The sequence below is a fragment of the Litoribacterium kuwaitense genome (assembly GCF_011058155.1).
Classification (GTDB): domain Bacteria; phylum Bacillota; class Bacilli; order Bacillales; family DSM-28697; genus Litoribacterium; species Litoribacterium kuwaitense.
Window position 1 is genome coordinate 47,595 of record NZ_JAALFC010000005.1, and the last position, 12,983, is coordinate 60,577.

Consider the following 12,983-nt stretch of genomic DNA (forward strand, 5'->3'; position numbering starts at 1 on the left):
ATGCGCTCGTCTCTCCTCGTAGAACCGATCTCTCTAGCTCGTTTCCTCCTCAGAAGGCGGAAGTGTTTCCTCGGTACCATTCGCATCAGTAGCAGAAGGGTCGGCTTCTTCAGATTCGCCCGCACCGTCCTTAGCTGTTTCTTCCAATGACGCTTCATCTTTTTCTGGATTTGGCTCTGCTAGCTCGACAACGACGTAATCGCCTTGCACAACGGTATGCCCCGGCTGAATGCTTTGCGTTGTCACATAACCACTCCCCATCGTATTCGGCTCAACGCCGAGCAACTCTGCCAAGATCATAAACTCGCGATAACTATACCCTGTCAAATCAGGCATCGTATATGAATCGCCAGCGAGGACAAATACTCGCGAGCCTGACAGTACTTTCTGTTGCGGCAGAGGTCTCTGTTCTTGAACGGCCCCTTCACCAATGATGACTGGAGTCAGTCCTGATTCAGCAAGCACTTGTTGTGCCTGGGCCGAATCCATACCATTCAGATCAGGAACGGTATTGCCCGTTTGGCTTGCCGCTATTTTTTCTTGAGCCGCTTTCGGAGCGATATCTAAATACTGCATACTGTTATGAACTAAAGGCTTGACGACTTTAGCAACTGGCTGTGAGCCGTTTTCCGGATAGCCGTATTGGTTTAATCCGAGCTTAGGCTGTTTAATTCCTACGTAAAACACAAGCTCAGGGTCTTTTTCGGGAACAGCACCGAGAAACGAGAAAATATAATTGTTATGACCCGTCATATACCTCCCGTCTTCGCCTGCAATTTGCGCTGTTCCTGTTTTTCCGGCAATATCATAACCTTCCATCTCATAGGCTCTACCTGTTCCGACGGAAGACGAGACGACTGTCCCGAGAATCTCTGTCACTTGCTTAGCAGTATCTGCTGAAATAGGCGTACCTGCCACTTCAGGTTCAGATTGGTAGGTTACTTCATCTGTGTCACTATCCCGAATCTCCTTAATGATATAAGGCTTCATCATTTTCCCACCGTTTGCAATAGCGGTCATTCCTTGAACTTGTTGAATCGGTGTGATGGCAGAGCCTTGACCAAAGGTCGTCGTTAATTGTTCGATCGGATAATTATACAAAAGCCTCCCGCTTGCTTCATTCGGTAAGTCAATCCCTGTCGGTTGATCTAACCCAAATGATTTTAGATACTCTAAAAACAACTCTGGACCGAGTTTTTCCATCCCGAGAATCCCAACGACAACGTTGGATGAACGTTGGATGCCTTCTAAATACGTAATTGTGCCCCAATGCGTTCTTACGTCACTAATAGATGATGATCCATTAAAAGAATATCTACCTGATTGAAAATACGCATTCGGATCAAAGACCCCTTCTTCAATCGCAGCAGCAAGTGTAAAAACTTTCATTGTTGATCCAGGCTCAAAACGATAGGAAATAGCGTCGTTTTGATAGTTCGTAATGTCTCTCGTATTCGGATCAAACGTCGGATAATTGGCCATCGCTAAAATTTCACCCGTTTTAGGGTTGGCGACAATCCCAATCATATTTTCAGGTGTATACTCTTCGTGAACACGATTCATCGCGTCTTCAAGGAACCCTTGAATTTTTTGATCAAGTGTTAAATAAACAAAATCTCCATTATCTGGAGGCGTGATGGATGATTCAACATCGTCAATGCGCACATTGTGCTTATCACGACCGTATTTCATTTGCCCTGGCGTAGCCGCCAACTGATCATTTAGCGCTTGCTCAAGACCCATCGCGCCGACGATGTCGCCTTCTTCATTTTCATGAGTATATCCGAGGACATGCGAGGCAAAAGCCCCATTGGGATAAAACCGTTTATTTTCTCTTCGAAAGTAGACACCTTCTAAATCAAGTGCCTCAATCTCTTCCATAACTTCATAACTTAGTTTACTGCCGGCTGTTCCAAATTCCACTTGGAACGGCCCAGGATCTTCTTCGGTGGATGAGACATCTAGTTGATTATAGAGATAGGATTGTTCAACACCTAGAATCGGCGCCAATTCCTTAGCCACCTTCTCCTTATCTTTCACACTCCCTGGGAAGGTCTCACGCACAATTGCATAAAGTGTATAGGATTGAACATCCTGAGCAAGCGGTAAACTGTTTCGATCGTAAATCGTCCCTCGCTTTGCGTCCAATGTTTCGGAAACAAGCCGCTGATTTTGAGCGTATTCTTCTAAATCGACACCTTCAACTTGTTTCGCCGCCTGAAGGTAGACTAATCTTCCGAAAAGCACAAAAAGAGCAGGATAAAGACCAATAGCAATATCCTGACTCCTGCATTTACGGATGGGTTTTTTTTGTTACTCATTCGCGATCCCCCGGTTCCTCGCTTTGCACATTTTTGACTTGATCTTTATTGAGTGTTAATCCGTGTTTTTCAGCAATTTCTTTTATACGGTCAGGCTGGCTTAAGATTGCCTTTTCTTCTTCAAGTCCATCGATCTGGTCTTGGATCTCTCCAATAGAAGTGTCAAGGGACTTGGTTTCATAATTCGCCTGATAAATCGAGGCGCTATTCATTAAAATAATGACCGCTAAACCGATAAAAACAGAAGAAACCCCAATGTACAAAAGCATTTCTACAGGTGCTATTTTACTCTTTTTAACGCGAACAACACGCTTTTGCGGTTCAGACTGTAGCCTTTTTTGTCTAGCTAAAGCATTATTCCCCACACACGTCCCTCCCAAATCAATGGTGCTCTAATTTTTCCGCAACCCTTAATTTTGCCGATCGCGCCCTCCGATTTACTGCTAATTCAGTCTCGGATGGTAACAATGGCTTTCGATTAACTAGGCGTAGCAGTGGCTTCATCTCATCTGGAAGCACCGGAAGCCCTCGTGGCACTTCCTTCGGTGTACTCAGCTCTTTAAATAGGCGTTTACAAATACGATCTTCCAACGAATGAAACGTAATGACAGCAATCCGCCCTCCTGGAAGCAACAGGTCGATCGCTTGCTGTAATGCTTGCTCAAATACATTAAGCTCATCGTTCACAGCAATGCGAATGGCTTGGAAAACTCGTTTTGCGGGATGACCACCTTTACGGCGTGCCGCAGCCGGAATCCCTTCTTTAATCACTTCCACAAGCTGTCCTGTCGTTTCTATGGGTTGGCGCTCACGTACTGCTTCAATCCTTCTGGCAATGGATTTGGCAAACTTTTCTTCCCCATACTGAAAAAAGATACGGACAAGCTGCTCATACGGCCATTCATTCACAACCTCGTATGCAGATTCTTTCTGCTTCTGATCCATACGCATATCTAAAGGGGCATCTTGATGAAATGAAAAACCCCGCTCCCCTTCATCTAGCTGAGGTGAAGAGACGCCTAGATCAAATAACACCCCATGAACTCCCTGAATGTCTCTCTCAAACATATTTGCTTTTAGATGTTTAAAATTACTATGGATTAAGTGAAGGTTTGGATAGGTGGATGTTAAGGCTTTCTTCGCGGCTTCAAGCGCGGTTTCGTCTTGATCAAAGGCATAAAGCGTGCCCTCGTCATTTAGCTGCTCCAAAATACGCTTCGAGTGACCCCCGCCACCGAGCGTACAGTCGATGTAAGTGCCTGAAGGCTGAATATGTAGTGCCTCCACAGATTCTTCGAGTAGCACTGTTGTATGCTGAAACATTGTTGCCACACCTTTCTCGCTTTCTCTTTCTACTGAAGGCTTATATGTCTACATCCAGCATATTCTCAGCCAATTCAGAGAAGCTCTCTTGGGAGATGTCAAAATAGTTGTCCCACGCATCTTTACCCCATACTTCAATACGGTTGGACACGCCTATAATGACGCATTCTTTTTCAAGCGACGCATATTTACACAGAGGTGTCGTAATGTTTATTCTTCCCTGTTTATCCAGCTCACATTCGGAAGCTCCCGATAAAAAGAAACGAGTAAACGCACGAGCGTCCTTCTTCGTCAGTGGCAGCTGTTTTAATTTATCTACTAAGTGCTGCCATTCTGCCATTGGATAAATAAATAGACATTGATCCAAGCCTCGGGTAATGACAAACAATTCACCGAGCGGCTGTCTAAATTTAGAAGGAATGATAATGCGGCCCTTCGCGTCGATTGAATGGTGGTATTCTCCCATGAACATATCGGCTGCCCCACTTTCACCTACTAACTTACCACAACGCTCCACTTTCCACCACTCTTAATACTATATTATTCTTTTGTAACTAAAAAAAACCTGCCGTCGTTGGCAAGTTTTTTTTATCACTTATGTGTCACCAAACACGTTTATTAAATTTCCCGCGCGAGACGAAGCTGTCTAAAGGGTCATTACAGCTCAATTTGTTGCATGTAATGATCGTTGACAATAGGCTCTGCAATAAGCTCGTGAATCCAATCCACACCAAACCGATTGAGCCAATAAAAGCCGTTATACACGCGATCCTGTGGAGTTTTTCCAGGGAACAGCAACGTCTCTAACGTTGGATACCCAGCAAGTTCTTGTTGATGTGCTTTTCGTATCGACTGACCAAACCGCTTTTCCAACCATGTTCGCTGTTTGTTCCATTGACGACGTGCTGCATCAGCTACCGTCTGACCATCCGGCAATTCAGCTGCCAATGAAGAGAATAGGGTATTCATCTCCTCATAATGCTCACTAAGCTGCTGAAGAATATGACCGAGCTGATCGGTTTGCAGCTGCGCTTCACGTTGCGCGCGAAACACATCCACTCCCTCCTGACAAATATCTTCAACCGTCAATTGATACGTATCCATCCATTTACGAGCAGTCGAATCAACGATCGTCGCATGCATTCGCGGAACAATCGGAGGTAAAGTAAAACCAAATTCATGAAAAGCATCCTTTAGAACGGACCAATAGAGAAGTTCTCCTGGCCCCGCAACAAATGTCAACACGGGCAAAACGTACTCTTGCATTAATGGACGTGTAACTACGTTATTACTTAGTTTGTCAGGTTCATTCTCAGCCATCACAAGAAGCTCGTCTATATCATACAGCAATGTCCGTTGACGGTCTGTAAAACGCTGGTCAGATAGACGCTCTAGTAAAAAGCGTTCACCTTTAGAATGAACAAATATGTGGGCAAGTTCCCGGTCTAAATCAAGAGGTTTTCCGAAGCCTTCTTTAACTAGCTTTTCTTGCGAATGAAAAACATGACGATGCACAGCTTCATTTTTCATTAGCAGCTCACGAAAAAAAGGCGCTTCTAGTTTCCGTAACTCGGGATCATGGGCATTGATAAAGACGACACCTTCATGGGCAAAAAGTTTTGCCATTAACCTGCCGAAGAAATCAACATAAGTTGTCGAGGAATGAAGCTCATCAACAGCCAATTTATATAGATCTTTCGTAAAAGGAGTTTCTCCGTACGCTAAAAAAGCTTCTTGTAGCAGCTCTTCTGCAGCTTGATAGTCAAGCTTCATATCTGAAACTGATTGTTTCACCTTCTCATGCCTAGGGAGCGCTTTCTTCTGAAGCTTATCCCCTGATGGTAAGAACAAATGATTAATTTCCGGAAAATCATGATCTTCACCTGCAATCCAAAAGACAGGAATGACGGGAACGCCAAGCTTCATTTCTTGCGTGCGCGCCCACTGGATGGTTCGAATCGTTTTAAACAGCGTAAATAGAGGTCCCGTTAAAAAACCAGCCTGCTGTCCGCAGACAACCGTGACGGCATCTCGATCTTTTAAACGTTCAATATTTCTAAAAGTCGTTTCATCTGCGTCTAGCTGTTGATTAAAAGCATGCAAAAGATCCGCAAGCTCTCCCCTCGGAAAATCACGATTTTGCAAAGATGCGAGTCGCGCTCGCATCCCATCATCATTTAAGTTGTAATCAAATCGGTCACAAACCGACTCTTCTTCATTTATGTATGCTTTTAAAAGCGAATTTCCTTGGATATGGGTGGTCGTTCTGACATACATGTCGAGCCTTCCTTTCTGCATTCCCTTTGCATGTGAAGCGGGATATCTATCGAACAGTATAGCAAAAAGAATAATGAAAAAACATTGAACTGCTTAGCTAAATAACGCAACAATATGGATCACTACGCCAATGAACAGCAATAACCAGTAGCCTGTTGCAAAAATTAAGAAACTAAGGCGCCATGTGCTTCGTAGCGCTTTCCACAGCTCAATGCGCTCTCCTAAACGCCACTGTCTAATAACAAACCCAGCTATTATCAAGCAAATCACGATGACCAAAAACCAAAACAGTGATATCCGCAGCAAATCCATGAGCAAAAAATGCACACTAAAAATAAACAATATCGTCGTTAGATCTACCGTAAGAAAAAATGCCTTTCTGTTCCCTACCCGTTTACGCAAAATAAACCATAGAAGTACAAACACAAAAGGAGGACAGATCATCATTACGGCTAACAAAGAAATTAGCATCATTCAAGCTCCTCATTTTACACTCTTTCTTTTGCCATTATACAGGCGTGTTTTCTAAAACAACAGTTTTTTCTCCAAACAAAAAAAGCCTTCCTAGAGGAAAGCCTAGAGTGCTGACAAAGTTTAAAATGAGCTTTGTCAACGGTCTGTGAGCCCCTGAGCGGAAAGCCTCACTAATTAGCGCACATTTTTCGACCATTCACGTGCCTCAGCAATCACTCGCATGAACGACTGGTATTTCTCAGTTAAATCCGATAGCTCTGACTCTAGCGCAATTACTTTTTCTTGAAGATGCTGTTTCTCTTCCTTTTGTTTATCTAACAGTGCCTGTAGTTGTTCATACTCTTCCGCGTGCTCTCTCCAAGCTTTTTTAGCTGCATCTAAAGCTTCTGCGACGCCTCTTGTTTCTTCATTCATTCCATCATCATTCATTGCCTGGTCTACTACAATCCCTTGTTGCTTACGCGACGCTTTCGCCTCTTCAATTTGCTCTGAACACTGTTTGCGAATTGCAGCATTCCAGCGAAACCCACAAGCTGCAGGTGTTCGCTGCACTTGTACTGCAACCTCTTCAAATGCTTTAAGCTGTGTACTTCCTGAACGTATATGTCGGAGCACGACTTGAGCCAATAGCTCGTCTTCCTCACTACTCCATGCATCTTGTCGAATCTTCACAAGGCATCCCCCTTTTGTGCAGTTGCTTATAAAACATATGCGACATACTCAAAAGATAGACTTTCAAATCTCTGAAAATCACAATTTCAACTCATGGAGCCAGCCTCTTTGCAGCTTGCCATTTAAAAAAGCATCCGCTTTTTTAGCGAATGCTTTTACTGCAAGCCATTATTTGCTTACAACTTCTTTGCCTTTGTAATGACCGCAAGATTTGCACACACGGTGTGAAAGCTTTAGCTCACTACAGTTCGGACACTCAACCATACCAGGTACACGCATTTTAAAGTGCGTACGACGTTTATTTTTACGTGTTGTTGATGTTCTTCTCTTAGGTACTGCCATCTCTAACACCTCCTTCAATCAACTTATGCATTCTCATCATCTTTGTCAAAAAAGCGCTGCAAAGAGGCAAGACGTGGATCGACATCAGACTTTTTCAATTCCTCAGTTACGACCTCCCAGTCCTCGCCTTTTTGCGGAGCTGGGCTCTGTTCCGGTATGTCTTCCTTATACACTTTCATTGGAATCTGTAGTAAGATTCTTTCAATGACATAGGGGGTAAGGTCGATAAATCCATCGATGACAGGATGAAGGTCATCATCCCAATCTTCATCATAATCAGAGGTTTCATTCTCTAGGGCGAATATTTCTGTCGATGAAAAAGAAAGTGGAAACTCTACATCCAATAACGTTCGCGCGCATGGGAGCACAAGCGTCCCTTTCATTTTCAAATGAAATACATACCTATTACCTGACCGATAACCATATCCCTTCACATGGAAAGGTGAGGCGTCACGAATATCGCTAGACCGCTTTTGCAAAAGCTCTTTTACTTGGGTGTCCTCAGAAAATGAAAACATGTCATCCTGATGTCCACCCAATTCATTGAAATGCCATTTCACGCTATTTCCCTCCAAAGCACAAGGATTATTATAATCGTCAACGTCCGAGTTTGTCAACGTTCTCGTAGATGTCTATAATGATGTGTAGCTTATCGGTACTCTAGCATAGAAAGCTTTGTCCTGCAATTCATTCCCAAAAGGAGGCCATGTATGAAATCCGTTGGACTCGTTGTTGAATACAACCCTTTTCACAATGGACACCTCTACCATTTGCATGAAAGCAAACGAGCGAGCGGCGCTGAAGTCGTAGTCGCTGTCATGAGCGGAAGCTTTTTACAGCGAGGTGAACCTGCTTTACTTCCCCGTTGGGAGCGTACACAAATGGCACTTGCTGCTGGAGTTGATGTCGTCATCGAGCTCCCTTATACGTTTGCCGTCCAACGCGCTGACCTTTTTGCACTTGGGGCCATCTCCATCCTAGACAATATAGGCTGTGATGCGATCTGTTTCGGAAGTGAGTCTGGCAACCTTGATTTGTTTAACAACGCGGTACAAACAATACAATTTAAGCGTGAAGAATACGATGCGCTTACTCGCCAAGCGGTCGCAGAGGGAATTTCCTATCCAGCCGCAACCCAAAGAGCTTTTCAAGAGCTCGTCTCAGGTGAACAGTTAGACCTTTCCAAGCCGAATAACAGCTTAGGCTTTCACTATGTCAATGCCCTTTACACCCTGAAGTCAACAATGAAACCTTTAACGATCGCGCGAAAGCATGCCGACTACCACGATACGGAAATGGCAGGGTCCATAGCGAGTGCAACCGCGATTAGAGAAGCATTTTTTTCACAAGGCACATTGTCTGCAGACATCTTACAAGCGCTACCACCGTCAACAGCTACAATTATGAACAACTACATAGAGACATACTCGAAGCTACATCATTGGGAAGATTATTTTCCAATGTTACAGCACCAGCTTAATACGGCAACAGCTGCACGTTTACAAGAAGTATACGAAATGGAAGAAGGACTCGAACACCGTTTTCGTAAATACCGTTTTACTTCTGGCTCATTTCAAGCACTGCTGGAGGCTGTCAAAACGAAAAGGTACACGCGAACACGACTCCAGCGCGCATTGACACACCTTTTGACTGGCGCACTGAAAGAGTCGATGAAGCCGATTGCGCGCTCACCATTAGAACATTTGCCACAAGCCGCACGACTGCTTGGATTTTCAGAAATCGGGCAAAAGTTTTTACGCGAAGCGAACAAAAACGATGACTTTACCCTTCAAACCCGCTGGAAGGAAGCCCAATGCCACCACCAAGTGTTTTCCGAACAAGCAGCTATAGTACATGCGCTCTGTCTGCCAAGCCCTGAGCAAACCATTCGGATTCGGGAGGAAATTAATCGGATTCCGCTCATGAAAACACCGTAAACGTTATGCCACAGGCTCTAAAGCTTCCAGGTAATGAATGGCATCTTCTAAAGTGTCCACCGGAACGATTGTCATCGCGGTCTGAATATCTTTAGCGGTGGCATCGGCGTCCTTGAAATTATCTCCCGATCGCGGTGCAAAAAACACATCCGCCCCTGCATTATCAGCCGCGACGACTTTTTGCTTAATCCCGCCAATGGCGCCAACACTTCCGGCAAAATCGATCGTTCCCGTGCCAGCAATCGAGCGTCCTCGTGTAATATCCTGATCGACAAGCCGGCTGTATATTTCTAAAGAAAACATGAGGCCGGCTGAGGGCCCACCGATTTCCTCACTTTTAATCACGACCTCGGGATCACTTGTGACACTGTAGTTCATCGTTAAGCCGACACCAATCATTGGCTTTTCCACGTCATTAAGGACACCTTTCGTAATTGGCACTTCGACGTTCCTCTCTCGCCCATCGCGTTCGATCGTTAAGCGAATGCGATCACCTTCCCCAAGAGCGGTTACTGCGTTTGATAAATCAGTCTCATCATTGACGGGCTCGCCTTCGATGGCCTTGACATTATCCCCAATCGCTAAATGCTTTTCTGCAGGAGCGCCAGGTTTTATGTAGCTAATCAACGCATCTTCTAAAATTCGTTCGACAGGTTGGCCAGCAGCCGTAAAAGCTGCATAGGTCGCCTTTTCTTTAGAGTTTTCCATTAACAATAGCTGCCGCTGGTTATATTCTTCATCAGATTCCCCGTCCATCCGAAGTTCTTCGGCAGGATAGAGCTCCCAATAATCTTTAAAGCTCCCTAAGGCATATTCAACGAGATTGGTCTCATTGCGACTCATTGATATCGTTGTGAGCATTAATTCTCCTTGCTTCACATCTTCATCCGCACCGACTTCAACCATTGGACTAATCGTGATGGCGTGACCTGGCATCGTTAAGTAGAATGGCAAACGGATAAAATAAAGCAACGCCACAACAATAACGCCAAGAGTAATCCACAGCTTATGTTTTGATATACGGCGGTTGTCCGACCTTTCCATGGCACGTCTCCTCTCAGTAAAACAGATAAGTATAATGTGCGCCTTTCTCATATATATATGAGGGACAAGGAGTTCACCCTGTTTGCACGGAGGCGAAAGATGTTCTCAAAAACGAAAACTTTTACTGCATTGCTCTCATTCGCTGTCATCACCTTAGTCATGGCTCTTATCACTTTTCCTAAAGAAGCTGTGACCGCCTCAGCACGCGGGCTCGACATATGGTGGGGAACGGTCTTTCCTTCTTTATTACCTTTTTTTATTATGTCTAACGTCATGGTCTCGATCGGTGTCGTACAGTTTTTCAGTGTGTTATTCGAGCCGTTTATGCGTCCTTTATTTAAAGTACCTGGCTCAGGAGGTGTCGTCTGGGCAATGAGTATGGCATCTGGTTTTCCCTCTGGTGCCAAAATGACAACTGAGCTTCGTCAAGAAAACCTCCTCACTCAAACAGAAGCGGAAAGACTCGTTTCCTTTACAAATGCATCAAACCCACTGTTTATCATTGGTGCTGTAGCGGTCGGGTTTTTTCATGAGCCTGCGTTAGGGATCATCCTTGCAGCGGCGCACTATGGAGGGAATTTCTTTGTCGGCTTGATTATGCGCTTTTATAAAGCAGAAGACGCTAAACCGTTTGAATTCAAATGGCCTTCTTTACGTGAGGCATTTCGGTCTCTCCACAATCATCGGATTAAACAATATAAACCTTTAGGGGCGCTCCTAGGAGATGCCGTCATTACTTCTGTACAAACGTTATTAATGATCGGTGGATTTATTATTTTATTTTCCGTACTCAATGAACTATTGTCTGTTCTTCACATCGCGACAACCGCTAGTTCAATTGTTGCACTTATACTAGAACTTCTGTTTCTTCCGCCAGAGCTGAGCAAGAGTATCGTTTCTGGGATATTTGAAATTACTCTCGGAGCACAACTCGTCAGTGAGACAACTGTCGAGCTCCAGTACCAGATTATCGTTGTAAGTTTCATTTTAGCGTTCAGTGGCTTATCCGTCCATGCACAGGTCGCCTCCATTTTAGCAAAAGCGAATATCCGTTATACCCCTTTTTTAGCAGCAAGATTCATGCACGGGTTAATTTCTGCCGCGCTGGCATTAGCCATCTTCAACCTGGCAGAACCCTACCCAAAAACGACGGTTGCTATAGCTGACAATAGCTTCACGATAGACAAGAGTGTTCATCATTTGTTTGAGTGGGGACCTTTGTTTACGATCGTCATGCTACTTGTCTATTGTTGGTCATACGCCCGCGCAAACAGAGTATTTAACGGCTAAACTTCGCCTTCAATGCCTCTGATACGTTCTGCGGAACAAGCTGATCAACATTTGCGCCATACTGCGCAATCTCTTTAACCGTGCTGGAGCTTAAAAATGAATATTGGCTATTCGTCATCATAAAAAAGGTTTCGACATCCTCAGCAAGCATTTTATTTGCTGTCGCAATCTTCATTTCATATTCAAAATCGGATACAGCACGAAGTCCTCGCAAAATGACTTGTGCATTCTTTTGCTTTGCGTAATCCGTCAAGAGGCCTCCGTGCTGCTCGATCGACACATTGGCAAAGGCGTCTGTCGCTTCACGGAGTAGCTCAAGCCGTTCATCTACTGAAAATAAAGGCTGCTTCGATTGATTATTTAAAACCGCGACATAAATATGATCAAACACTTTAGTCCCTCGCTGAATGATGTCTAGATGTCCGTAGGTCACAGGGTCAAAACTGCCAGGACAAACTGCAATTTTATCCATTGGAGTGCATCTCCTTTGCCTCATAAAGAGTCATTTGTGTTTGGCTGCCATAAGTTTGCTTGCGGAAGGCTGTAAACGTGTCCAAAGCTTCTGGCAGTTCTACGGACTGATCATGTTCCGCGACAATCAGTCCTTTCGGTAAAAGAAGTTGATGAGTATCGATGACCTGAAGTAGTTTTGGCAAGATGGTTAATGCATACGGTGGATCGAGAAAAACTAAGTCAAAACGGACGTCTTTTTTCGCTAACATCGCCAGCGCTTTCAAAGCATCGCTGCGGTACACCGTTGCCTGATCGGCAAAATGACATTTTTCAAGGTTTTGCTGAATCACATGAACTGCCTGTGCCGACTTATCGACAAAAACAGCCTGGTCCATACCGCGACTGAGAGCCTCTATACCAAGTGAGCCGCTTCCGCCAAATAAATCGAGGACGGTACCCCCATGAAAGAAAGGCCCAATCATTTGAAAAAGCGACTCCTTCACCTTATCTGATGTAGGGCGTGTATTTTGCCCACTCATCGTTTTTAATGGGTGGCCTTTCGCCGACCCCGCAATGATTCTCATAAAACCAGACCTTTCTTTTCCGTTAAATGATACACGAATCACATAAAACCGACTTTAATCCTACCATATTTACACTATAGGCACCACTAAGGAGAAATGTATATAAACCAGCAGATGCGGGTATGCTTACAGATGAACAACATTATATGATGTTGTTGCCAACCGTAACGAAGGCTTACATTTCCCCATAAGTTCTTCTACGGTTTCTCCTCTCCCTTATTCTTTTCTAAGAGAGGCCTTGCTTCTCTTTGGAAAAGAGCCCTGCA

14 protein-coding genes are annotated in these 12,983 nt (G+C 44.4%); 2 read left to right on the forward strand and 12 right to left on the reverse strand.

The genetic code is table 11. The features are described from left to right. Window positions 1-33: 33 nt before the first annotated feature. From G4V62_RS05025 to G4V62_RS05065, 9 genes are all read right to left on the reverse strand, one after another. Window positions 34-2,247 carry a penicillin-binding protein gene (locus G4V62_RS05025; protein WP_165199854.1) on the reverse strand — a complete coding sequence of 738 codons (2,214 nt, stop codon included), beginning with the start codon at window positions 2,245-2,247 and terminating at the stop codon, window positions 34-36. Window positions 2,248-2,317: 70 nt separating this feature from the next. Further along, window positions 2,318-2,686, reverse strand: a complete 369-nt coding sequence (gene ftsL, locus G4V62_RS19755; protein WP_165199856.1) for a cell division protein FtsL — start codon at window positions 2,684-2,686, stop codon at window positions 2,318-2,320. A gap of 16 nt (window positions 2,687-2,702) precedes the next feature. After that, window positions 2,703-3,644, reverse strand: a complete 942-nt coding sequence (gene rsmH / locus G4V62_RS05035) for a 16S rRNA (cytosine(1402)-N(4))-methyltransferase RsmH (RefSeq protein ID WP_165199858.1) — start codon at window positions 3,642-3,644, stop codon at window positions 2,703-2,705. A 40-nt stretch (window positions 3,645-3,684) separates the two neighbouring features. After that, window positions 3,685-4,116: a division/cell wall cluster transcriptional repressor MraZ gene (gene mraZ, locus G4V62_RS05040; RefSeq protein ID WP_165200058.1), complete on the reverse strand. Its 432-nt coding sequence runs from the start codon at window positions 4,114-4,116 to the stop codon at window positions 3,685-3,687. Between the two features lie 185 nt (window positions 4,117-4,301). Continuing rightward, a complete protein-coding gene (bshC, locus tag G4V62_RS05045) occupies window positions 4,302-5,921 on the reverse strand; it encodes a bacillithiol biosynthesis cysteine-adding enzyme BshC (RefSeq protein WP_165199860.1) in 1,620 nt (539 codons plus the stop codon). Between the two features lie 93 nt (window positions 5,922-6,014). Beyond that, on the reverse strand, window positions 6,015-6,392 hold the full coding sequence (locus G4V62_RS05050; RefSeq protein WP_165199862.1) for a DUF3397 domain-containing protein: 378 nt from the start codon (window positions 6,390-6,392) through the stop codon (window positions 6,015-6,017). A gap of 177 nt (window positions 6,393-6,569) precedes the next feature. After that, window positions 6,570-7,067, reverse strand: coding sequence for an RsfA family transcriptional regulator (locus G4V62_RS05055; RefSeq protein WP_165199864.1), 498 nt, complete (start codon window positions 7,065-7,067; stop codon window positions 6,570-6,572). 168 nt (window positions 7,068-7,235) lie between these two features. Next, the gene (gene rpmF, locus G4V62_RS05060; RefSeq protein WP_165199866.1) at window positions 7,236-7,409 is read right to left on the reverse strand and encodes a 50S ribosomal protein L32; all 174 of its coding nucleotides are present in this window, start codon (window positions 7,407-7,409) and stop codon (window positions 7,236-7,238) included. Window positions 7,410-7,432: 23 nt separating this feature from the next. After that, complete coding sequence (locus G4V62_RS05065) at window positions 7,433-7,969, reverse strand: YceD family protein (protein WP_165199868.1); 537 nt, start codon at window positions 7,967-7,969, stop codon at window positions 7,433-7,435. 150 nt (window positions 7,970-8,119) lie between these two features. Here G4V62_RS05065 and G4V62_RS05070 point away from each other — a divergent pair, with 150 nt between their 5' ends. Beyond that, window positions 8,120-9,346, forward strand: a complete 1,227-nt coding sequence (locus G4V62_RS05070; RefSeq protein ID WP_165199870.1) for a nucleotidyltransferase — start codon at window positions 8,120-8,122, stop codon at window positions 9,344-9,346. Window positions 9,347-9,349: 3 nt separating this feature from the next. On the opposite strand, the gene G4V62_RS05075 is transcribed toward G4V62_RS05070, so the two are convergent. Beyond that, entirely contained in the window at window positions 9,350-10,390 is a 1,041-nt protein-coding gene (locus G4V62_RS05075) for a SepM family pheromone-processing serine protease (RefSeq protein ID WP_165199872.1), read from the reverse strand. A 99-nt stretch (window positions 10,391-10,489) separates the two neighbouring features. On the opposite strand from G4V62_RS05075, the gene spoVV reads away from it, so the two are divergent. Further along, window positions 10,490-11,680, forward strand: coding sequence for a dipicolinic acid transporter SpoVV (gene spoVV / locus G4V62_RS05080; RefSeq protein ID WP_165199874.1), 1,191 nt, complete (start codon window positions 10,490-10,492; stop codon window positions 11,678-11,680). Here spoVV and coaD read toward each other — a convergent pair. Beyond that, window positions 11,670-12,152, reverse strand: a complete 483-nt coding sequence (gene coaD, locus G4V62_RS05085; protein WP_165199876.1) for a pantetheine-phosphate adenylyltransferase — start codon at window positions 12,150-12,152, stop codon at window positions 11,670-11,672. The genes spoVV and coaD overlap by 11 nt on opposite strands. Then, window positions 12,145-12,717 carry a 16S rRNA (guanine(966)-N(2))-methyltransferase RsmD gene (gene rsmD, locus G4V62_RS05090; protein ID WP_165199878.1) on the reverse strand — a complete coding sequence of 191 codons (573 nt, stop codon included), beginning with the start codon at window positions 12,715-12,717 and terminating at the stop codon, window positions 12,145-12,147. Before rsmD ends, coaD begins: the two co-directional genes overlap by 8 nt. Window positions 12,718-12,983 lie beyond the last annotated feature (266 nt).